Genomic DNA, 20,511 nt, shown 5'->3' with positions numbered 1-20,511 from the left:
AATAAGAAAAATTAAGGAGTTTGAATGCAAGAGCTAACCATAAAAGTGCAAGATGATTTTTTGCCTGACTTTTTCAAGATTCTAAAACAAATGCCCCAAGACAAAGTAGAGTTTAAAAAACCCGTTGATGAAATCAAAGAATTAATAGAGAGAATTGATGCAGGTCTTGAGGTGCTGACACCTCTAGAATGGGATGAGTTTGATGAGGTCATAGAAAATGCCAAAAATGCAAGTCATTAAAACAGCAAGATTTAAATCTGAATTGCAAAAAATCGTGGCTTTTATAGCAGTTTATAATCCGCAAAACGCTATAAAATTCAAAGATGATTTACTTCAAAAGCTCTTTAAAATCCCAGATATGCCATACTCACACCGCCAAAGCGAGTTATTTAATCAAGAAAATATCAGGGAATTTATATTTAAGGGTTATGTTGTTATTTATAGAATCACAGAAAACATAGAACTTTTAGGTATCTATAGAGATAATATCTGGAATTCCTAATGTCCTCCCCTCTTAAATCTGCCTTTGCTAACGCAATCTTTATCAAACCCCACCTCTCACTCTCAGAGTGGAGTAACACTTATCGGGTCTTATCTCAAGAATCTTCTGCAAATTTTGGGAGATTTGAAGCTTTAAGCTATCAGATGGAGCCAATGAATATGATTTCTAACCCTGATATCCAAGAAGTTGTGCTAATGTGGGGTTCTCAACTAGGAAAGTCTGAAATCTTGAATAACACAATCGGTTACTACATCCACCAAGACCCCAGCTCCATTCTCTTCCTTTTACCCTCAGAAGATATGGCAGAAGATTACTCTAAAAGAAGACTAGCTCCGATGTTTCGAGACTGCAAGGAGTTAGGCAATCTCATTTATGCAAGGGAATCCAATAACACGATTTTAATTAAGAACTTCAAAGGGGGTAACCTTGCTCTAGTTGGAAGCAACTCCCCCTCTAAGCTCGCAAGTAAGCCCATTAAAGTATTAATCGTTGATGAGGTCGATCGTTGTGAGAATACCAAAGAGGGACATAGCATTGATTTAGCACAAAAGAGAACTAACACTTATTATGACCGAAAAATCATTAAGGTTTCCACTCCCACCATCAAAAATAATAGTGTGATTGAGAGAGAATTTGAAGGAAGCGATAAACGTTACTACTATGTGCCTTGTCCTGAATGTGGTTACAAACAAATTCTTCTCTTTGAAAATATCAAATGGGAGCAAGACGAAAAGGGAGACCATGACTTAGAGAGTGTGCGGTATGCTTGTGCTGAATGCGGGAGCTTATGGAGTGAGCAACAAAAGAATCAAGCAGTTACTAAGGGGGAGTGGCGTGCCACTCAAAAAGGCAGAAAGAAAGTCGGATTTTTTCTAAATGGTCTCTATTCGCCCTTTCTGCCTCTTAAAGATATCGTTAAGGACTTCTTGGAGTCTAAAGAAGATATCCATAAATTCCAAGTCTTTACAAATACGATTAAAACAGAGACCTTTGAACCCCCTAGTATTAAATTTGAAGAGAACGAACTTTATGCAAGAAGAGAAGACTATACCCCAACCACACTGCCAAATCAAATCCTCTTTATTACCTGTGGCATTGATGTGCAAAATGACCGATTAGAGATGGAATTCAAAGGATGGGCAGAAGGATTTGAATCTTGGGGAGTGGAGTATCTTGTTTTACAAGGGAATCCTAAACTTCCTAAGGTATGGGAAGATGCTTATATTGCTGTGAATCGAGTGTTTTCTAAGGCAAACGGAGAAAAGTTAAGAGTGATGTGCGTGGCTGTGGATAGTGGTGATGGCAATACCAAGAATATGGCGTATAATTTTGTCAGAATGGGGAATGGAAGATTCATTGCCACTAAAGGGGCAAGTGAGGAGATGACTAAAAAAGAATTTATGAATGATCCTAAGAAGACAGAGGGAATATTGCTTTATTCTGTCGGGACTTATAAAGGCAAGGCAGAAATCTTTAAACTGCTTCAAACAAAAATGTATGGAGCCGGGTATATGCATTGGAATAAAAGCTATACGATGGAGTATTTTTACCAGCTCACCAGTGAAAAATTAGTCAAAACCAAGAATGCAAGGGGTTATTACACCTATCGGTGGGAATCAGAGGGGAGAAGAAATGAAGCATTGGATATTAGCGTTTTAAACCTCTTGTGTGCGAAACTTTTAAGATTAGATGATTATACTTTTCAGATGGGACTTAGGCGAGCTAAAAAAACGAGTTAAAAGCAATTTTAGAGATTTTTTTATAAAAAAAGGGGGAGAAAAAATGAGAAAAGTAAATGAAAAATAAATAGATTTTCGACGTTTATAATACGACAGAGTATTTTAAAGACTTTTATAATCAGTTGGAGCATTTTACCCCCAAATTCCTCAAAAATTCCCGTGTTACAATCCTGCTAAATTTTATAGGCAGGGTTAAATATGGGCGCCACTCCAAATCTTTCAAATCAAATCCAAATCCAAAAAACTAAAATCCAAGACAATGAAACTCTAGGCGTGAATGCTAGAGAATTATGGAAAGCATTGGAAGTCGGAAAGGATTTTAGCACTTGGATTAAAGACAGAATCAGTAAGTATGGTTTTGTTGCAAATGAGGATTTTATCATAATCAATTCGCTCACCAATTTTGGGGAGCAAGCAAATAAGGGCAATGCAGGTGGTCAGAATAGAATAGACTATATCCTCACTCTAGATACTGCCAAACAAATTGCTATGGTAGAAAACAATCAAATCGGAATGGAAGTCAGGCGTTATTTTATCACCTGTGAAAAATCCCTCCATTCAAAAAAAGTTCCAACCAATTATATTGAAGCTTTAGAATTAGCTTTACTTCAAGCCAAAGAAATCCAAAGCTTAGAGAATCAAATCCAAAATGATAAACCTTTAGTGAGTTTTGCAAATTCAGTCGCCAATGCTTCCAATGCCATTCCAATTGGGGATTTTGCAAAACTTCTTTTTGATGAAAACATTAAAATTGGACAAAACCGCCTCTTTAAATGGTTAAGAGAGAATAAATACATCCTTCCTAATAACCAACCTTATCAAGAAATGTTAGAAAGAGGTTATTTAAAAGTCATCGAACAAACTTATAAAACCCCTTATGGCGATAGAGTTTCTACTAAAACACTCATTACAGGTAAGGGTCAAATCTTTTTGACGGAGAAATTAAAAGAATCACTCTTTGATGAGGTTGTAATATGAATCAAAACCAATCACTCCAAATTTTTAATCATCAAGACTTAGGACAAATCAGAGTTGCAGGCGATATAGAGAATCCTCTGTTTTGTTTAAAAGATGTCTGTGAAATTTTAGAAATAAAAGACACAAAACAAGTCAGAGATTCCATAAGTGAGGAATTTGACAAAGGGGGCAGTTTTTATACCACCCCCTTTAAAACTAAGGGTGGGATTCAAACTTTCACAATGGTTACAGAACCCGAGCTTTATTATATTTTAGTCCGAAGTAACAAGCCTAACGCCAAACCATTTAGACGTTGGATTACCTCTGAAGTCCTTCCCTCCATTCGAAAAAATGGCATTTATGCTACAGAATCCACTATTGATAAGATGATGAATGATCCCCAATTCTTTATGGAATTAATGGGAAGATTAAAAGATGAGGTTGCACGCAGGAAACAAGCTGAAAGTAAGGTTTTGCTTTTAACTCATACCAAAAAGACCTATACAGCCACTGAAATTGCTAAAGAACTCGGATTTAAATCTGCCATTGCTCTCAATCATTCCCTTCAAGCTAAAAAAATACAATACCAAATCAATGGCACTTGGGTAATGTGTAGTGATTATGCAGATTTAGGTTATGAAAGCATTAAACAAGAAGTCTTAGATAATGGGAAGGTGATTTACACACGAAGAATCACTCAAAAAGGAAGAGAATTTATTCTATCACTCTTTGATGAGGTTTCTGTATGACTCTTGCAGAAAAGATTCAAGCCATTGAAGAAGCAGAAGCTGAGATTTTAACCAATCTTAAAAACGGCTCTGAAATCTCTAAGTATTCCATTGATGGCATATCCATCGAAAAACGCAGTCCTATTGAGATGATAAAAGAACTCAAAGCCCTTAAGGCTTCTTTAATTGCCTCTGCCAATCAAAGCCAAACCATTCAGTTGATTTTAAAATAGGTGTGAGATGCAACTATTAGGCTATCAAATCCAAAAAATCCCAGAGAAACCCCCTAAATTTAGCACCACTCCTCCTAAACAAACCATCAATCCTTATTTTAACGCCTCTTATCGCTCTATTAATTACAAAAAAATGTATGAGAATAAAATCCGAGCATTGTTCAAAGACACAAGCCCTGATAGCGTCTATACAACCATTCGTGTCCAAGCAAGGAGTTTATCTTCGGCTTCCCCTTTAATCAATGGCTATTTTGAAACGATGGAATCTGAAATCTTTGGGGACAACGGCTTTATTTTAGATGTGAATACAGACAATGAAATTTTAAATCAAAAGATTGAAGAACTTTGGGAGGATTGGTGCTTCGAATGTGACCAATTTGAAGTCTTTGATTTTAGGGATATTGAAGAATTTTTACTCAAATATTACTTGCGAGATGGCGAGTGTTTTATCTATCTGAATGATACCCCAAAAGGTCTCAAGCTTCAAATCATTCCCCCTGAAAATGTTCCCCACGACTTTGATGATGGGGAGAATATTAAAAAGGGCATTGTTTTTAACGGACAAACTCCAATTGCTTATTATATTTTAAAAGATGAAAAAACAAGGGCTTATATTCAAGTCAGTGCCAAGAATATGATCCATTTTAAAAAAACTTCTTATGTTACCCAAGTGCGAGGACTCTCTGCCCTCTCCTCTTCCATCTTCCCTGTTTTACAAAAAGAAGAATATATCTCAGCCATCATTGCCAAAGAACATATCGGGGCAGAATTTACTGCTGTTGCCACCCCGGAAAACACAGGACAAACAGGATTTGACCCCTCAAAAGTTTATAAAGGGATTGGCGAGGAAGAAGAGAAACCTCAAGAGATTGTGAAACTCATTGAATCAGGCGTGATCAATAAAATTGATGAAAACCTAAAAATCCAAACACTCAATCCGCCTGCGACGACTGATATGGTTACATTTCTTTACAATTCTGAAAGGGATATCGCCAAGAGTTTGGGACTTTCTTACGCCACTCTCACAGGGGATTTAAGAAGTGTGAATTATAGCTCCATCAGACAAGGTGGCACCAATGAGAGAAGACTCTTTAAAAGAATCCAAAAAAAGATTATCAAAAAAGTCCATAACATCATCTTTAAACGATGGCTGAAACATCTTTTAATCGCAGGAAAAATCAGTCCTAAAGAATATTCTCTTATTTTGCCTGATTTTAGTTTTAAAGCTCAAGGGTGGGAATACATTGACCCATCTAAAGAAGCCACTGCCAAACAAATCCAATTAAAATCTGGAATGCTAACTTTAGCAGAATTCTTAAGGGATAAAGGCAAAGACCCTGCACTGCATTTAGAAGAACTCAAAGAATCCATTCCATTCTTTCAATTGATTGCCCAAATCAATCAAGCCTTTAACCCTAACCAAACGCCAACCTTTAATCAAGAGGAGAATCAAGATGACACAGAGGAGCAAGAAGATGACTAAAACGATAATTCAAGAAAACATAGAAAAAACAAAACAACTTCAAAACATAAAGACAAATTTTGATTTTAGCGCCCAACTCTTTAAAGAGAATCCTATCGATGAAGAAAACTTAACCATTTCTTTTATCGCCCTCTCCAATCACCCTACCATTAAACGCAGTGGCTTCTTTGAAGATTATTACGTTTCGATTAATACAGACAGGGTTGTTTGGAGTGCGAAGCACCTCTTTTTAGACCACAACCCAACCTTTAACAATTCCATCGGTCGCATCGATGAGGTGAAAAAGGATGGTGAGGGCTTTAAAGTTAAAGTCAAATTCTTTGAGGATATCCCTGCTTCTAAAGAAGCCTTTGACCGCTTTAAAACAGGACTCAATGATTCTGTATCTGTGGGATTTGGGGATTCTGAAGTTGAAGAAGTCGGGGAGATTGATGGCATTCCCCACTACCAAATTAAAAGCGGAGAAATCGTGGAATTATCTGCTGTATGGAAAGGGGCAGACCCGCAGGCGGTGGTTTCTAAATTTTCTCAAATCTCTAATAAAGAGAGAGTGAAGGAAGTTTCAGAAGCTAAGACAATCACTCATTCAAATTTAACATCAGGAGAAAATCAAATGACAACAGACATTCAAAATCAAACCCAAGAGACTCTAAACATCTCAAAAGAACAAAAGTTAAGCCAAGAGCTTTTAAAATCAATTCCGACTCACCCAAATGAAGAGTCAAACTATGCCAAAGAAGCCAAAGAAATTGCACAACTTGCTGAAATCTTAGGCGTGCAACAACTCGGACTCCAAGCTGTCTCTAAGGGGCAAAAATTTGCAGAATTCAGAGAAGAGGTTTATCAATCTAAGCTAAACAACCAGCTTAATTTCTCTATTAAGACTTCAGATAAAGCTCAAGAACCCGCCTTCTCTATTGCAAATATTGTAAAAGGCACAGCAGGAGTGGAGTTAGATTATAAAACAGAAAATGGCAGATTCAAACTCCCCAACAGCTTTTTTAATCAATTTGCCGACCCCACTCCTTATGATGTGGCAGGCACCGATACAATTAAATCCAATTTGCCCGGTGTAAAAAGCATTGAGCCCATCACTTATCACGGGGATAAATTTATCGAACTCATCCGCCAACAATCTAAAGTTCTCTCAATGCTTGATATAATGACAGACCTTACAGGCGTGCAACAAATTCCAAGAGATGAGACTTCTTTTAATGCGTATTTCTTAGAAGAAGGGCAAAGCATACAAGGGCAAACCCCAACTTTTAGCGATATTAAACTCGAACCCCATACAATCTATGTAAAAATCAAACTCACCCGCCAAATGCTTTATATGACACCATTTGCTCTCAATTCCTACATTATCAAAAAAATCATTCAAGCTGTGAAATTCAAAGCAGAAGAAGCCCTATTTTATGGCACATCACCGATTACGGGAATCTTTAATCTTGCAGGCACAAGTGCGATTAATGATTTTCTAGCTAAGCCCTCTTATAAAGGGGCTTTAGACTTTAAGGCTAAGCTATGGAGTAACGATTATGATACCTCTAAATGTGTTTTTATCTGTAATTCAACCGATTATGTTGCACTTGAAGGCACTCCAAAATCCATCAATGAAAATAACATCACAGAAACTGAACGCACCCTCTTAGAAAACGGCAAGATGGTGGGATTTGATGTGGTGATGAATAACATTTTTAAAGACAAAGACATTATGCTAGCTGACCTCTCTAATGTGTTAATGGGAATTTGGAGTAAGGGGCTAGAAATTAAATATTTAGAAACAGAAGGTGGGATTAGCACCATTGAAGCCTTTTATGATATCGATTATGGCTTTAAACGCCCCAATGCCTTTGTAACATCTACCAAAGCCAAAAGTTAAGGAGGGTCTAAATGCAATACCAAATCCTATATGATACCCAGCTTTGGGGCATCTTCCACCCCAAAGGCAAGGTGATTACATTTCCTGCAGGCACAGACCCAAACTACATCACTCGCCTTGTTAGAGATAAAGTGATTATAGAGGTGATTGAAGCTACAGAAGCAACCAAACAATCTCAAGAGCCAGCACCTGATTCGGATAAGGAAGAGTCTATCCAAGTAGGGAATCAAGCAGAAGAACAATCAGACAGCCAATCAAAATCCAAAAAGGCTAAAAAATGATTCCAAAGTCCCTTTTATCTAAAGATTTCAGTTCTATCCTCACAAACGTGGGGGCGGATATCTTTAAAAAAGGTAATTTTATCTTTAAAGGGCATTTAAAAAGAAATGCCCAAGTCCTGTATGAAGATGGAGCCATCGGCTATCAGATTACCCTTTTAATCACTAAAAATGATGGGGATAATTTGAGACTTAGAGACATCATTACAGAAGTCTCTTCCTTGCAAAATTTTCAAATCATTCAAACCCAAACAGAAGCCAAAGTTTTAACACGACTTGTTTTAAAAGAGACCAATCGCAGTGCTAAAGAATCTTTAGAAGCTAAAGAAATTCCAAGTTTAAAAACTCTAGCCGACTCTGCCAATCAAGATAGTGATTCAACGATTAACAAAGGAGAAAACCAATGAATCAATCTAATCCCTCTGTTAAAAAAGAACTCTTAGCCACACTTCAATCTGAAATCACTAATCTTAAAATCTTTAACCATACAGATTTGTTTGAAAAAATCACCTATGAAGAATCTGATCTGCCAGTCTGTATTATTAAAGATTTAAATGATTCCATATCGATTCCATCCAGTGGCAATTGGAAGATTCAAAGCAATCTTGAAATTGCAATCCTCCATACCGATGGCTTAGAATCTATCGACCTCACAAACCAAATTCTAAAATTCATTGGCATACTCCCCCAACACCGATTCATTTATGTTGTGGAAGAAATTAATAAAGAAGCAGGGTATCTTGACTTCTCATTCTTTAAGACTTCTATTAATCTGCAAGTCTCTTATTTTAATCTGAATTGGGAGCTGTAAATGAACTTACCTAAATTCTTAATCCCATTTAATATCGAAGATGAAAAAAATATCATCATTGAAAAATTTAAAGAAAGCTACCCTGATTATACTCCCTTAATTGGCGATGATTTCAGCGTTCTAACTTCTGCCTTTTTATTCAGAATGAATCGTTATATCAATTATATTAACTTTACCATCGCTCAAAACTATCTAGAGTTTTCTAGTGGCGAATATTTGGATTCTTTAGTCGCCTTAGCAGGCATTAAAAGATTTGGTGGCACACCCTTTGTAGCTAAAATTAAGATTTCTGTTACTTCTGCTATCACCTTGCCCAAAGGCACTAAATTCAAAGACAATTTAGGGCATAACGCCTATCTAGCCAAAGATGAAGAGATTGAGACTGAAAGCATTGTAGAAATCGAATTAGAAAAAGGACTGAGCCAAGACTATGAAACCACCACTCTAGAAATCCCCAACATCTACATCTCTGAAATTGTTAAGCTTACCCCTTTCACGCAAGAAGCACAAGGCGAGAGTGATACAGAGTTAAAAAAACGCTTCCTCCTCTCTCTTTCTAAACCTTCTACTGCAGGAAATTTAAAGAGTTATCAATACTATTCCGCAATCCCTGAAGTGGCTAAATCTAAAATTATCCATAAAGGTCTAGGACAAATTGAAGTCATCTATCAGGCTAAAACCCCCAATGCTCTTTTAAAACTCCAAGAAAATATTGAAGATAAAATCCCCCTCACTGATAAGCTCAGCTACATTGAAGCCAAAGAAATTAATCTCAATCTTACCATCACGCTAACCCTAAAGAACAACACTAAGAATTCTGAAATTATTCATCTTGTAGATAGCAACGTCAAAGCCTTATTCCAGCCTTTAGAAATCGGCGAGGGCATATCTCAAACTAAAATCATTGCCTCCAGCTTTATGGATGAGTTAATTGAAGATGTAAGTATAGAGGGATTAGAGTCTGTGAGTTCTGATGGGATTTTAATATTAGAGAGTTTAAATATTGTAACCCAAGTTAAAGGGGGAGAAAATGTCTAATCTCCTCCCCACTCACTTCCCCAAATACATTCAAGCTCTTGATTCTGTCCTTTCTGAAATAATGGCAGAAACTTTTGCTTTCAATGGGCTGGTGAGCCAGAATCATTTCTATACCCCAACTCTCTTTAATAAAGACTATATCGCCTCCACATTTGATTTAGATATCTCTTTTTTAGAAAACTCAAAAGCCTTAGAGTATTTAAGTGAGCCAATGACTAAAAAAAGAAATCTAGGCACAAAGAAAGCCGTGCAAAATGCCCTTAACATCTATGGCAACGCACAAATCCAAACCCAAAAAGAAGATATCAGACTAAAGCCTTTTGAATTCTCTTTAATCTTTACCATTGGCAAAGATGGCTTTGATAGCTCTGTATTAGCAAATGCTAGAACTTTAGTTTCAGATGTCAAACCTCTCAGAGATTCTTTAAAGGGAATTGATGTGCGAATTCCCCACACCAACACGCCCATTATTATTAATTCCGCTATCCAGTGGAAAATATAGGAGAAATACGATGACTCAAATCCAAACAGAACTCAATGAAACAACTAAAACAAGACTCTTAGAGCAAATTAAAAATGGCATTACCCAAGCCTTTTTTATCGGAGACTCTTCCATTGATTGGAATGCAGAAGAATATCTGACAGCAAATCCCAATTATGAAGACTTTAAAACCAAAGTCTTTTTAACTCTACCTGTCAGAAGTGCCTACTACGATGAAAATAGCAATCTCTGCTTTGAGATTCTATTAGATTATGAAAGTGTTTATTCAGAATACATCCGAGCCATTGCAATTGGCAATGAGAGTGAGATTTTTACGCTTGCACTCACCCCTAAGATTCAAAAAATCAAAGGTGTGGGAGGCACCTTTGTTTTTAAAACCAACATTACAGGCAATAACGCAACGATGGTCTTTAAAACAGACCACTATATCTCTGAAACCGAACTCAACACCTTAAAAGAATATCTAAGCCACGTGCAAAATGATATCACAAATCAAATCAGTTCTGCACGCACAGAAATTCAAACCGAACTAGAAGCTAAAAAGAGTGAAATTGACACTCAAATTAAAACTCTAAGCGATGAAATCCAACTCACACTTGAACCCTTAAAAGATTTTAAAGAAAAGTTTGAAACCTTAAGAAAGCAAGTGGTGCTAGAGATGGTTGATAATTACTGCAATGAAGAAATCGCACGCCTCACAAAACAAAGAGAAGAAAGAGAGCAAATCGGCAGGAAAGATTATTTTTATAGAAACTCCCTCCCAAATACCCACGTGCCACTGGGGAAAACTCTAAAAGCAAGTGATTATCCCCTGCTTTGGTATTACACAATCAGCACAGCAGGCAATGATGGGGGGCTTACCTTTAGACTTCCTGCCCCTAATCTCTACTCTCAAGGCACAGATAATCCTAAAGAAGTCGGGCAGTTTAGGCAGAGTGGATTGCCCAATATCACGGGAAATATCGGTGTTGATCGGGCACACTCATTGTATGGGGGCGGTGCATTTGAACCTGTCGACCCAAAAAACCACTTTGATGTCGGTAATAGATACTATCAAGACAACTATTATGGAATGCGATTTGATGCCTCCCGCTCTTCTCCTGTCTATGGCAGAAGTGAAGATGTGGATGTGAGTCGCAATCTTTATTTAGAAGGCATTTATGCAGGCAAGCCCTTAGATCCTGAAAAAAAAGAATATTACGAAATGCTCCAAAGAAATTCAAAATATCTCTATGAAGACTTGAAAGCAAAAGAGGCATACGAAGAAACCATCAAAGAAACGGATAAACAAAATGCAATCACTCAAAAACAAATTGAAGAGATTGAAAAAATGATTGTTCTAGAAGGAGAAGTAAAACCTGAAACCCCTGCATTATTAGGCTACCCCTCAAAGCCCTTGTATCGCACACCAAACTTTAAAGGACTTATCTATAAAAAAGGAGCAAACAATGAATGAAAATGACATCATCTCAAAATTAGAAGATTTGAAAAGTATCAAGCAAACCGACATTAACGAAACAACCAAAGCCTTACAGACCTATCAGGCAGGATTAAAACAAGATTTAGTAGATACCTATTCCCAATATTGCCCCACTAAAAAAAGAATCCGCCTTTTAAAAAATCAAAACATCTATCAGGGCATTATGTTTCAAGAAGTGATTGTGGGGGCTAATGATGAGATTATTAAGTATGGGGATATCTTTGTTTCAGGAGGCAATGCCACTACAAGCGGTGCAGGAAGAGTTCCGATTACAGCAGGATTTGCAAGAGTAGCCATCCCCCAAGGCGTAGAGATTATTGATGTGATTGGCGGACACGCCAACTTCTTTGCTCAAGTTAAGGATTCTGCTGATATGTGGGTATGGGGCAATAATTCAGAGGGTTGTTTAGGTGTGGGGCATAACAATGCCGTCCCAATCCCTACTAAAGTTACAATGAGTGCTAAAATCAAACAAATCAGGTCAATGAGCTATCTCTCAGCCAATCAATTCTGCACCATTCTTTTAGAAGATGGGAGCGTATGGAGTTGTGGGAGAAATGCAGAAGGACAACTCGGCATTGGCAATACGATTAATTCCAATCGCTTTGTTAGAGTCTCTGTTTTAGAAGATATTGAAGAGATTTGGAGTGGGAATAACTTTGTGAGTGGGGTCTTTGCTAAAAAAGGCTCTAAAACATATGTTTGGGGATGGAATGGGAATGGGTGCTTGGGCTTAGGTAAAACCAACACCCCCATCTTAGCCCCTGAACTCCACCCGCTAGCCAATATTAATAAAGTTTATCACTACTGCTTAGATTGGAGCGGATGGAAGGGACTAACGTATTTTGAAGCAGGAAATGCCTTTTATCACGCAGGATTTAACGGAGGTAGAGAAAGTGGTCTTGATGGAGGATTAGGCGACAATTTAAGTGCTACTGAAGTCTTTAGTAGTGGTATTAAAGCATCCGATCAGTTTGTCAGTAGTGGCATCTATGGCACAGCCTTACTCTTAAATTCGAATCATAACGTATGGTCTTGGGGTTATGGGCAGTTTGGATTTGGAGAAAATCGCACAGGAAACTCTTTAACTCAAAGCTTATACGCAGGTGTCTCTTTCAAATCCATTCACTGCAAACCCTATAATCAAAACGCCTTTTATGCTCAAGACTTTAACGGCGATCTTTGGAGCTTTGGTTATAACAACTATGCCTTAGGGATTGGCAATGCTACTGATACAAGAGTCTGGACTAAACTACCGACCCCTCCTAATATCATTGATTATGATGTTTGCTCCTACTATGGAACAGAGAGAGTCTTTATTGCCACTGATGGAGAGCGTTTATATGCCTGTGGCGTCACTCTTAGCTGGAATCTCAACTATACCACGAATGTCTTGCAACCCCAAATCTTACCCTTAGGAGAACCCAAATGAAAACTTATAAAACCTACAAAATTCCTTTAGAAAAAATCACAGATGTGCAAGGAGAATTTAAAAGCATTACTTCTGATTCTGAATTTGTCTATATCCAATCTGAAATTGAGTTAAAAGACCCCTTTATGGAAACACAACTGCCGACTCATTATTTGGAATCCATCAAAGAAGCTCTAGATTATGCCAAAATCAAAGCCACCACACAAATGAATCAAGCTTGTGACAAGCACTTAGAGAAACTAACTTCAAATGCACTAGGCACTCCCCATATCTATGATATGGCTCAAGAAGATCAAATCAATCTGATGGGATTAGTCTTAGCAGGCATTGATTCTTTTTTCAGATGTGCCCCAATTGATGATCCTTTCAATAAACAAAACATTCCCCATACAAAAGTTCAACTAAAAAAACTCTATGCTGATGCCTTAGAGTATAAGGCAAAAATGCTTTTTAAATGTGGGGAACTCAAAGAAGCAATCAATCAAGCACAAACACTCCAAGCACTCCAAGCCATTGATTGGATAGATGAGAAAGAGAGTGAAGACAAAGAGAAAGCAGAAGATATTAGAGATAAAGAAGGAATTCAAACTCAAGAAATAACACCCTCACAAAATAATCAGAACAATGAAAATTCCAATCAAGAAAAAACTCAAGATGTTATTGAGGGAATCAAAGATGATGAGGAAATAACAAAACAAACAACATTACAAAAGGAGAGAAAATGAGTTTTTGGGAGAATATGAAATTCTATATTTTTTTAGCAACCATTGGGGCATTAGTAGGAGTTCTTTATGTGTTAAGAACCATCCAAGAAGAACACATTGATACAAAATCTAAAGCCTTACAATTCATCATCTATGGTGTGGGATCTTCGATGTTAGTGACTTGGATTGGTTATGAGATTGCCCATACCTATTATGGTCTGCCTGATTCCTTATCTTGTGCGATTGGGGGAGGATTAGGGTTTATTGGAGCAGAGACCATCTCAAGACTTTTAATCAAACTCTTTAAGAAGAAAACAGGCATTGGAGATGAGAAATGAAAACAAATCATCTCTTAAAAACAGAAAAGAAAATCAAAAAAGAGAGTTTAACAATGAATAATGAAATATCACAAACCAAAAAAGAAACAAACAATCCAAGCCCAATCAGTGAGGAAGTATTAGAAATGATTAAAAAACACGAAGGCTACAGGGGGCAAGTCTATTTAGACACTGCAAGCATTGAAACAATCGGCTATGGTAGAAACTTAAAACAATACCCCCTCAGTGAAGAAGAGCAAAGAAACATCAAATTAAACTTTGGTGTTTATGGAAAAAAAGAAGCACAGGAGTGGTTAAAGAATCATTTAGAGGAACTTTATAATGAACTCTATCAATACAGATGGTTTAAAAATCTTGATGCCACAAGGCAGAGTATTATTCTTGATATGGCTTATAACTTAGGCATTCCAAGACTCTTACTCTTTAAAAAAATGATTTTAGCTCTTAATTCCAAAGACTATAGCAATGCTTCGCGCGAAATGTTAAATTCTTCTTGGGCAATGCAGGTGAAAGACAGAGCAAAAAGACTCTCCCAACTCATGCAAGAACACAAAGAAACCATAGAGGGCATTGAGGTACAAAATGCTTAATCAACAGATTCTGCTTTGGTGTGGTGCTTTATTAATTTCTTTGGTGCTAACAGGGTTTTTAGGAGTTAAATACTATATCCATCAAAAGATTCAAGCAGGTATAGAGAGTGGGATTGCTACCTATATCCTCCAAACTCAAAATCAAGCCATCAGGCTCAAAGAACTCCAAACTAAAGAGTATCAAGAAGAAGATCCAAAGATAAAAGAAAAAATCATTACAAAATATCAAGTCATTCAAGAAAAAGACTTGAGTTGTGAGAATCAATTAAAGGAGATAAAGAATGCATTGGAGCTTTTTTATAATCCTAACTCTAATGTTCATCCTTAGTGGATGCACAGGAATGGTTAAAACAAAATACCAACAGGTATTCATCCCTTCCCCTTGTGAGATAAAAGAGAGGGAAAAACCCCAACGAAGCGGGGATATTATCAAGGATTTAAAGGCGGTTCTGATTTATTCAGAACTCATTAAAAAAGATTTGGATTTTTGCAGGGGAGGAAAGTGAAAGTGATGGGGATAAAAAAACCTCCCCTGAGGTAGTGAAGCTCAAGGGAGGTAACAAGGTAGGCGACAATCATTTGGGCTTGAGTTTTAAGAAATTCCTAATCTCTTCCCGAAATACCGCGACAAAAATCGCAATGATCGTAAAAATGATATTTGAGTCCATCTTTGTGGTCTCCTTTCGACGAATTTCCGCCCCTAACCCGCCAAAAAGCAAACCAAAAAAAAACCCGACTCCAAAAAAATTGGAATCGGGTTCAACCCGTCGAAAGGTTACCTTGTTTAACTTTGTCCAGCCCGCACTAAGAACTAGACGAGGGCATTATAAATCTTTTGACAAAACAAGTCAATAAAATAAATCAAAGGAGAAAAAATGAGTTCCAAATACGGCATTAACATTGAGATTTACAATCAAGCAACTAAAGCTTATGCAATCAACAACACAAGAACCCTAGCTATCGTAGGCGATGATGCTAACACTGAAAATGTGGGAGTTAAATACTATCCAAGCATTGATGAAGCCATTAAAGCAGTGGGTGATGGGAGCATTCAAGACACTCTAAAAGATTTAGAGGCAACAGGCATTAACACCACTTTGATTATCTCAAGCTTTGTTAAAGACACTACAGGAGTAGATGAAACTGAAAAACAAAAAAAAGATATTGTAAAAGCTATTGAAGCAATAGAAGCACTCTTAGGCGCAGAACAAACAACTGGATTGAAACCTAAGTTTATTCTTTCTTCTCTTTATAATAATGACAAAGGGGTATGGGAGAAATTAAAAATCATCGGTGATAAACTAGGAGCTATCTATACCATAGAAGTGAATGAAACCAAAGAAGAAAAAATCAATGAATGCATCAAAGATTTTAGTGCAAAACGAGCCATCATCACTTATCAAAAGGTGCAAAGATTAGATAAGACAATCCGACCTTTAGGAAATTTCATTATCGCAGGGTACATTAAAGTGATGAATCAATCTGAATACGGATTCGCACAAACTTTCTCAAATCGAATTCTTGATGGCATCATTGGCATTGTGGATAAGGTAGAGTTTATCAGTGGAGAAGATTGTATGGCTGATAGATTAAGAGGGAAAGGCATCACTCTAGCCATCGCCGATAATGGATTAAGAAGCTGGGGAGGAGAAACAACAGATTCTGATTTTACTTCCATCCATTCAGTTGTTATCTTTGACACCATTATGGAATCAATTGCTACTTCTCAAAAAGAAGCCATTGATAAACAGATTTCAGACACTCTTAAAAAAGTGGTTGATGATTTAGAAGCCTTTTACAGGAGATTAGTGGGCAATAACATCATTATTGGATTTGAAGTCTCTGTGCCTGAGAGTCTAAACACTAATGAGAGTATCGCTCAAGGCAAAATCTATATCGGACACAAAGCCCAAGAAACTCCATTAATGAAAAACATCACAAATAAAATCTATAAAGTGGATTCTTATGGGGCAGAGTTGATTAAGGAATTAAATTAAGGAATAAAGGCGGATTTTTAGAATCCCAATTAAAATAAATAAAAAAGGAGCATATGATGGCATTAGCACTCAACCCTCAAGCATTCACAGGAGGCAATGTATTTCTACACGGAATCGGACTATTAGGCATTCTAAAAGGATTCGAACAACCAAAAATAGAACACGAAGTGATTGAACAAAGTGGAGCAATTGGCAAATTTGAACAAGTCTTACCCACTCTTAAAGCACTCAGTTCAAAATTAACAATCAGTGGGGTGAATCCCACAATATTTAATGCAATGAATCTAAGTCTTCCCCTAATGCTCTACGTTAAACAAAACCTTAGCAGTATGGAGAACTTTATAAGGAAAGAATCTCAAATCATTGCAACACTGCAAGGAAGTGCGAAAATCTTAGAGTTACCTAATTTTGAAATGAATAAAGAAGCAGAACTCACTTTAGAGATAGCTGTTTATATGTTTAGTTATCAAATCAATAAAGTCCCTGTGATTGTTTATGATGTGATAAATAATGTATTTGCAGTCAATGGAGTGGATCAATTCTTAGAGATTAGAAAGAATATCAGCTAAGGAATGAGGGTTATACCCTCCATTAAAAAAAGAAACAAAAGGATACAAAATGACAGAAACCGATATCAAAACCTTCACCCTTAAAAACGGCAAAGAAATCACACTCAAAGAACCCACCATCTTACAACTTGAATCCGCACAAAAGAAAAGCAAAGATGAACTCACCATTGCTAAACATCTTTTAGTAGATATGAGCGAGGGAGATTTAACGATTGATTCCATTAATCAAATGGGAGTGAGAGAGTTTAAAAGACTCTTAGAATGTGTGAAAGAATTTATGGGATTTGACCCAAAGGACTAAGAGAAGGCATAGCCATTATCGGTTATGCCTTGCATTTTAGTTTAATGGATATTAAAAATATGGAATGGAGTGAATTTGAAGACTATATTAGGATTGCTAAAAAGATTTTGGAGGCAAGGGGTGGGGTTATTGGTCGTCTCTAATCTTGATAAAACAACTGGAAAAATCATTGTCAATAAAAGGCTCATCATATGCATACCAACCATCAATTATTGCAACATACAAAAAACCACAGACAACAAAGACAAAGATCAAATAAAAAATCTCTATCGCAAGTCCCGTCCCAGTAATTTTTGCACCAATATTGCCATCAAAAATAGACACAACCATTCCTACAATGAAAACAGAGATAGGGAAAACGATAGCACACCACATCAAAAAATTATGTATTTTAATAAAAATTCTTTTCATAATACCCATATCCCAATTCATTTTTATTCCATTCTAACTGCTCATTGTAAAAAAATCAAGAGAAAATGGAATAAAAATCAATTGGATTTAAAAACTCAATTAAAAGATTTATTACATTCAATCTTTAATCCACATTACTCACATTACTATAAAGGAATCCTATGAATTCAGAAATCATATTAGACATTAAAGCCAATCTTGATGATCTCAATAAATCCATCAGTAGAGTTGCTAAAGCTACAAAGTTGGATTTGGGTCTCAACCTTAAAAAATCCATTGAAGAAGCCACTAAAGGATTAAAGCTGGGGTTAAAAAACAATATGCCCACAAATGAAATTAATGAACTTAAATCTAAACTAAGACAGGCAACTAAAATGGAGCTGGATTTAAAACTAGATAAAGCCACCAATCAATTAAAAAATCTTATCCCGCAAGCCATTGGCACTTATATGGCTTTCAAAGGTCTCATCTCTAAACCAGTCTCTGCTTCATTAGATTTTAATACTGCCATCAATGAAATCAATAAATTTTCTAACTTTTCTCATAAAGAATTAGAGGGCTTTAAAAAAGATATGTTTGGTTTGGGCAAAAGCAATGGAATGGATTTAAAAGATATTCTAAAGATGGGAGAACTCTCTGCACAACTCGGAGTGGCTAAAAATGACTTAAAAGATTTCACTCAAAATGCCATCAATCTTAAAATCGGATTAGGTATGACGCAAGATGAAGCAGTCAATCTCAGCAGTGGCATATCAAAAGCTTTTAACCTAAATATTAAAGATTTAAATATTTTTGGTGATGAGGTTACCCAAATGGCTCAATCTACAGGGCAATCAGCTAAAAAAATACTAGAAATTACCAAAGCAACATCAGCAGGAGCAAAAGCATTTGGACTCTCCGCTAAAGAAACTTCAGCACTATCGACTGCTTTTTTATCAGTAGGACTAGATAGTTCAGAGGCAAGTTCAAGCATTAATAAATTCTTTACAGAACTCAATAATATTGATAATGCAAGTGAAGGATTTAAACAATCTTTAGAGAAGATGGGATTAGATGCTGAGATCTTAAAAGAAGATATACAAAGTAATCCCCAAGAAGCCATTAAAGATTTACTCAATTCAATGAATGGTTTAGATGATGAAGAAAGATTTGGAGTTATCTCTGAAATCTTTGGTAAAAAGATGGCAAACAATATCAATTCTGCTAAAGATGGAGTCAAAGCTTTTGAAAAAGCATTAGAATCAAGTAAAGATAGCACAGGGGCATTGCAAAAAGCAGTGGATAGAGCTGCAGGGGATGGATTTGGGGATTCAATCTTTATGTTAGATGCAGCTTGGACAGAACTTAAAGCAACGATTGGAGATATATTTATCCCTACGCTCAAAAGTATGTTTGATATTTTTAGAGAGGGATTGTCTTGGTTGTCTGAGACGATTAAAAATAGTCCTGTAACAGAATTTTTTATTAAGTGGGGAGTTGGAGGATTAATAGCGGCTAAATCAATCGGATTGCTAATAGTCGGTTGGCGTGCCTTCGGGACATTGATTTTTTACCCCTTTCAACGATTTTACAGCGGATTAAAACTATTAATGCTCGGAACAACAAAAGCCACCATCAAAAACACAATATTTAATAATTCACTTTTAACAACACGATCGCGACTTGACCTCTTAAACACCCGCGTTAAAACAGGCACAAGGTCTATATTTGGGTTCTTGGGTTCATTAATGACAGGAAAGCTAAATATCTTTAGCAAAGGATTAAGCCTTTTAAAAATCTCTTTTATATCCTTTGGAAATGTCTTAAAAATAATTGGAGCAGGCATTCGTTTTTTTAGTTTGACTTTATTGACCTCTCCAATCGGTTGGATTGGCTTAGCTTTAGCAGGGGTTGCCCTATTAATTTATAAATTTTGGAAACCGATTAAAGCTTTTTTTATCGGTCTGTTTGATGGAATGAAAGGAGCGATAGAACCTCTTAAAGCAACTTTTTTAACCCTGTGGAACTCCATTAAAACTGCTTTTGCACCTTTAGCCCCTCTATTCTCTAAACTATTCTCTCAAGCAGATCAAACCAATGAAGAATTTGGAGAGGTTGCAAGTATGGGAAAAATCATTGGCGAGATATTTGGTTGGGTTTTAAAAGCAATGCTAATGCCCTTTGAACTATTAATCAAAGGAATTTCACTCGCAATAGAGGGGATTGGTAAATTAACCAATTGGTTTAGTAACTCTGCAATTGGCAAATGGCTATTAGGCGATGATAAAGAAGTTAAAGCCAATCTCAATCAAAATAAAACAAACTCTATCACTTATCAAGGCTTAATTGATGAAACTCTAGCTAAACGCAATGAAAACCAACAAAAGATGCTTTCTCAAATTGCCAATAATGACAATTCTAGACAAATCAATGATTATAAAAACATCACCATTCATACCAATGCACAACCCCAAGCCATCGCACAAGCCATTAACGACTACAGCTATGATGATGACTTTTAAAAAAGAAACAATCATAAGCAAGAACTAAGGAGAAA

The 20,511-nt window shown here is 36.6% G+C and carries 25 protein-coding genes; 24 read left to right on the top strand and 1 reads right to left on the bottom strand.

Translation table 11 applies throughout. The features are described 5' to 3' along the window. Positions 1-24 precede the first annotated feature (24 nt). The 23 genes from BKH41_RS03880 (at position 25) to BKH41_RS03770 (ending at position 17,564) form a co-directional block, all read left to right on the top strand. On the top strand, positions 25-240 hold the full coding sequence (locus BKH41_RS03880; RefSeq protein ID WP_095297158.1) for a hypothetical protein: 216 nt from the start codon (positions 25-27) through the stop codon (positions 238-240). Continuing rightward, the gene (locus tag BKH41_RS03875) at positions 218-502 is read left to right on the top strand and encodes a type II toxin-antitoxin system RelE/ParE family toxin (protein ID WP_095297155.1); all 285 of its coding nucleotides are present in this window, start codon (positions 218-220) and stop codon (positions 500-502) included. The genes BKH41_RS03880 and BKH41_RS03875 overlap by 23 nt, the downstream gene beginning before the upstream one ends. Beyond that, positions 502-2,241 (top strand): terminase gpA endonuclease subunit, encoded by a 1,740-nt coding sequence (locus BKH41_RS03870; protein ID WP_095297153.1) that lies wholly within the window; start codon positions 502-504, stop codon positions 2,239-2,241. The genes BKH41_RS03875 and BKH41_RS03870 overlap by 1 nt, the downstream gene beginning before the upstream one ends. A 198-nt stretch (positions 2,242-2,439) precedes the next feature. Then, the gene (locus tag BKH41_RS03865) at positions 2,440-3,219 is read left to right on the top strand and encodes a phage antirepressor KilAC domain-containing protein (protein ID WP_095297151.1); all 780 of its coding nucleotides are present in this window, start codon (positions 2,440-2,442) and stop codon (positions 3,217-3,219) included. After that, the gene (locus tag BKH41_RS03860) at positions 3,216-3,947 is read left to right on the top strand and encodes a BRO family protein (RefSeq protein ID WP_095297149.1); all 732 of its coding nucleotides are present in this window, start codon (positions 3,216-3,218) and stop codon (positions 3,945-3,947) included. The genes BKH41_RS03865 and BKH41_RS03860 overlap by 4 nt, the downstream gene beginning before the upstream one ends. Continuing rightward, the gene (locus BKH41_RS03855; protein ID WP_095297147.1) at positions 3,944-4,159 is read left to right on the top strand and encodes a hypothetical protein; all 216 of its coding nucleotides are present in this window, start codon (positions 3,944-3,946) and stop codon (positions 4,157-4,159) included. Before BKH41_RS03860 ends, BKH41_RS03855 begins: the two co-directional genes overlap by 4 nt. A 7-nt stretch (positions 4,160-4,166) precedes the next feature. After that, on the top strand, positions 4,167-5,642 hold the full coding sequence (locus tag BKH41_RS03850; RefSeq protein WP_095297145.1) for a phage portal protein: 1,476 nt from the start codon (positions 4,167-4,169) through the stop codon (positions 5,640-5,642). Further along, positions 5,635-7,524 carry a phage major capsid protein gene (locus BKH41_RS03845; protein ID WP_180762725.1) on the top strand — a complete coding sequence of 630 codons (1,890 nt, stop codon included), beginning with the start codon at positions 5,635-5,637 and terminating at the stop codon, positions 7,522-7,524. The genes BKH41_RS03850 and BKH41_RS03845 overlap by 8 nt, the downstream gene beginning before the upstream one ends. A gap of 11 nt (positions 7,525-7,535) precedes the next feature. Beyond that, positions 7,536-7,805, top strand: a complete 270-nt coding sequence (locus BKH41_RS03840; RefSeq protein WP_095297140.1) for a hypothetical protein — start codon at positions 7,536-7,538, stop codon at positions 7,803-7,805. After that, entirely contained in the window at positions 7,802-8,209 is a 408-nt protein-coding gene (locus tag BKH41_RS03835; protein ID WP_095297138.1) for a hypothetical protein, read from the top strand. Before BKH41_RS03840 ends, BKH41_RS03835 begins: the two co-directional genes overlap by 4 nt. Next, the gene (locus BKH41_RS03830; protein WP_095297135.1) at positions 8,206-8,613 is read left to right on the top strand and encodes a hypothetical protein; all 408 of its coding nucleotides are present in this window, start codon (positions 8,206-8,208) and stop codon (positions 8,611-8,613) included. The genes BKH41_RS03835 and BKH41_RS03830 overlap by 4 nt, the downstream gene beginning before the upstream one ends. Continuing rightward, positions 8,614-9,651 (top strand): baseplate J/gp47 family protein, encoded by a 1,038-nt coding sequence (locus BKH41_RS03825; RefSeq protein ID WP_095297133.1) that lies wholly within the window; start codon positions 8,614-8,616, stop codon positions 9,649-9,651. It begins immediately after the preceding gene. After that, on the top strand, positions 9,644-10,153 hold the full coding sequence (locus BKH41_RS03820; protein ID WP_095297131.1) for a phage tail protein: 510 nt from the start codon (positions 9,644-9,646) through the stop codon (positions 10,151-10,153). Before BKH41_RS03825 ends, BKH41_RS03820 begins: the two co-directional genes overlap by 8 nt. A gap of 10 nt (positions 10,154-10,163) precedes the next feature. Then, positions 10,164-11,609 (top strand): hypothetical protein, encoded by a 1,446-nt coding sequence (locus tag BKH41_RS03815; RefSeq protein ID WP_095297129.1) that lies wholly within the window; start codon positions 10,164-10,166, stop codon positions 11,607-11,609. Next, positions 11,602-13,065: a hypothetical protein gene (locus tag BKH41_RS03810; protein WP_095297127.1), complete on the top strand. Its 1,464-nt coding sequence runs from the start codon at positions 11,602-11,604 to the stop codon at positions 13,063-13,065. The genes BKH41_RS03815 and BKH41_RS03810 overlap by 8 nt, the downstream gene beginning before the upstream one ends. Further along, positions 13,062-13,790, top strand: a complete 729-nt coding sequence (locus BKH41_RS03805; RefSeq protein ID WP_095297125.1) for a hypothetical protein — start codon at positions 13,062-13,064, stop codon at positions 13,788-13,790. Before BKH41_RS03810 ends, BKH41_RS03805 begins: the two co-directional genes overlap by 4 nt. Then, entirely contained in the window at positions 13,787-14,107 is a 321-nt protein-coding gene (locus BKH41_RS03800; protein WP_095297123.1) for a phage holin family protein, read from the top strand. Before BKH41_RS03805 ends, BKH41_RS03800 begins: the two co-directional genes overlap by 4 nt. Further along, positions 14,104-14,697: a hypothetical protein gene (locus BKH41_RS03795; protein ID WP_095297121.1), complete on the top strand. Its 594-nt coding sequence runs from the start codon at positions 14,104-14,106 to the stop codon at positions 14,695-14,697. Before BKH41_RS03800 ends, BKH41_RS03795 begins: the two co-directional genes overlap by 4 nt. Continuing rightward, positions 14,690-15,025: a hypothetical protein gene (locus BKH41_RS03790; RefSeq protein WP_095297119.1), complete on the top strand. Its 336-nt coding sequence runs from the start codon at positions 14,690-14,692 to the stop codon at positions 15,023-15,025. Before BKH41_RS03795 ends, BKH41_RS03790 begins: the two co-directional genes overlap by 8 nt. A gap of 13 nt (positions 15,026-15,038) precedes the next feature. Further along, positions 15,039-15,203 (top strand): hypothetical protein, encoded by a 165-nt coding sequence (locus BKH41_RS03785; protein WP_180762724.1) that lies wholly within the window; start codon positions 15,039-15,041, stop codon positions 15,201-15,203. 369 nt (positions 15,204-15,572) lie between these two features. Continuing rightward, positions 15,573-16,694, top strand: a complete 1,122-nt coding sequence (locus BKH41_RS03780; RefSeq protein ID WP_095297115.1) for a phage tail sheath C-terminal domain-containing protein — start codon at positions 15,573-15,575, stop codon at positions 16,692-16,694. A gap of 56 nt (positions 16,695-16,750) precedes the next feature. Beyond that, positions 16,751-17,263 (top strand): phage major tail tube protein, encoded by a 513-nt coding sequence (locus tag BKH41_RS03775; RefSeq protein WP_180762723.1) that lies wholly within the window; start codon positions 16,751-16,753, stop codon positions 17,261-17,263. A gap of 49 nt (positions 17,264-17,312) precedes the next feature. After that, entirely contained in the window at positions 17,313-17,564 is a 252-nt protein-coding gene (locus tag BKH41_RS03770; RefSeq protein WP_095297111.1) for a phage tail assembly protein, read from the top strand. Positions 17,565-17,690: 126 nt separating this feature from the next. Here BKH41_RS03770 and BKH41_RS03765 read toward each other — a convergent pair whose 3' ends face one another. After that, positions 17,691-17,996 (bottom strand): hypothetical protein, encoded by a 306-nt coding sequence (locus BKH41_RS03765; RefSeq protein ID WP_095297109.1) that lies wholly within the window; start codon positions 17,994-17,996, stop codon positions 17,691-17,693. A 140-nt stretch (positions 17,997-18,136) separates the two neighbouring features. On the opposite strand from BKH41_RS03765, the gene BKH41_RS03760 reads away from it, so the two are divergent. Continuing rightward, positions 18,137-20,476, top strand: a complete 2,340-nt coding sequence (locus BKH41_RS03760; RefSeq protein WP_095297107.1) for a phage tail tape measure protein — start codon at positions 18,137-18,139, stop codon at positions 20,474-20,476. The last annotated feature ends 35 nt before the right edge of the window (positions 20,477-20,511 follow it).

This window comes from Helicobacter sp. 12S02232-10 (genome assembly GCF_002272895.1).
Lineage (GTDB): Bacteria > Campylobacterota > Campylobacteria > Campylobacterales > Helicobacteraceae > Helicobacter_J.
Note: the sequence above shows the minus strand (reverse complement) of the source record. Positions and strands in the feature narration are given on the sequence as shown.

Excerpts from the sequence above, each read along its gene's own strand:
- BKH41_RS03880 (WP_095297158.1), top strand. The coding sequence starts at position 25 with ATGCAAGAGCTAACCATAAAAGTGCAAGATGATTTTTTGCCTGACTTT.
- BKH41_RS03875 (WP_095297155.1), top strand. The coding sequence starts at position 218 with ATGCCAAAAATGCAAGTCATTAAAACAGCAAGATTTAAATCTGAATTG.
- BKH41_RS03870 (WP_095297153.1), top strand. The coding sequence starts at position 502 with ATGTCCTCCCCTCTTAAATCTGCCTTTGCTAACGCAATCTTTATCAAA.
- BKH41_RS03865 (WP_095297151.1), top strand. The coding sequence starts at position 2,440 with ATGGGCGCCACTCCAAATCTTTCAAATCAAATCCAAATCCAAAAAACT.
- BKH41_RS03860 (WP_095297149.1), top strand. The coding sequence starts at position 3,216 with ATGAATCAAAACCAATCACTCCAAATTTTTAATCATCAAGACTTAGGA.
- BKH41_RS03855 (WP_095297147.1), top strand. The coding sequence starts at position 3,944 with ATGACTCTTGCAGAAAAGATTCAAGCCATTGAAGAAGCAGAAGCTGAG.
- BKH41_RS03850 (WP_095297145.1), top strand. The coding sequence starts at position 4,167 with ATGCAACTATTAGGCTATCAAATCCAAAAAATCCCAGAGAAACCCCCT.
- BKH41_RS03845 (WP_180762725.1), top strand. The coding sequence starts at position 5,635 with ATGACTAAAACGATAATTCAAGAAAACATAGAAAAAACAAAACAACTT.
- BKH41_RS03840 (WP_095297140.1), top strand. The coding sequence starts at position 7,536 with ATGCAATACCAAATCCTATATGATACCCAGCTTTGGGGCATCTTCCAC.
- BKH41_RS03835 (WP_095297138.1), top strand. The coding sequence starts at position 7,802 with ATGATTCCAAAGTCCCTTTTATCTAAAGATTTCAGTTCTATCCTCACA.
- BKH41_RS03830 (WP_095297135.1), top strand. The coding sequence starts at position 8,206 with ATGAATCAATCTAATCCCTCTGTTAAAAAAGAACTCTTAGCCACACTT.
- BKH41_RS03825 (WP_095297133.1), top strand. The coding sequence starts at position 8,614 with ATGAACTTACCTAAATTCTTAATCCCATTTAATATCGAAGATGAAAAA.
- BKH41_RS03820 (WP_095297131.1), top strand. The coding sequence starts at position 9,644 with ATGTCTAATCTCCTCCCCACTCACTTCCCCAAATACATTCAAGCTCTT.
- BKH41_RS03815 (WP_095297129.1), top strand. The coding sequence starts at position 10,164 with ATGACTCAAATCCAAACAGAACTCAATGAAACAACTAAAACAAGACTC.
- BKH41_RS03810 (WP_095297127.1), top strand. The coding sequence starts at position 11,602 with ATGAATGAAAATGACATCATCTCAAAATTAGAAGATTTGAAAAGTATC.
- BKH41_RS03805 (WP_095297125.1), top strand. The coding sequence starts at position 13,062 with ATGAAAACTTATAAAACCTACAAAATTCCTTTAGAAAAAATCACAGAT.
- BKH41_RS03800 (WP_095297123.1), top strand. The coding sequence starts at position 13,787 with ATGAGTTTTTGGGAGAATATGAAATTCTATATTTTTTTAGCAACCATT.
- BKH41_RS03795 (WP_095297121.1), top strand. The coding sequence starts at position 14,104 with ATGAAAACAAATCATCTCTTAAAAACAGAAAAGAAAATCAAAAAAGAG.
- BKH41_RS03790 (WP_095297119.1), top strand. The coding sequence starts at position 14,690 with ATGCTTAATCAACAGATTCTGCTTTGGTGTGGTGCTTTATTAATTTCT.
- BKH41_RS03785 (WP_180762724.1), top strand. The coding sequence starts at position 15,039 with ATGGTTAAAACAAAATACCAACAGGTATTCATCCCTTCCCCTTGTGAG.
- BKH41_RS03780 (WP_095297115.1), top strand. The coding sequence starts at position 15,573 with ATGAGTTCCAAATACGGCATTAACATTGAGATTTACAATCAAGCAACT.
- BKH41_RS03775 (WP_180762723.1), top strand. The coding sequence starts at position 16,751 with ATGGCATTAGCACTCAACCCTCAAGCATTCACAGGAGGCAATGTATTT.
- BKH41_RS03770 (WP_095297111.1), top strand. The coding sequence starts at position 17,313 with ATGACAGAAACCGATATCAAAACCTTCACCCTTAAAAACGGCAAAGAA.
- BKH41_RS03765 (WP_095297109.1), bottom strand. The coding sequence starts at position 17,996 with ATGAATTGGGATATGGGTATTATGAAAAGAATTTTTATTAAAATACAT.
- BKH41_RS03760 (WP_095297107.1), top strand. The coding sequence starts at position 18,137 with ATGAATTCAGAAATCATATTAGACATTAAAGCCAATCTTGATGATCTC.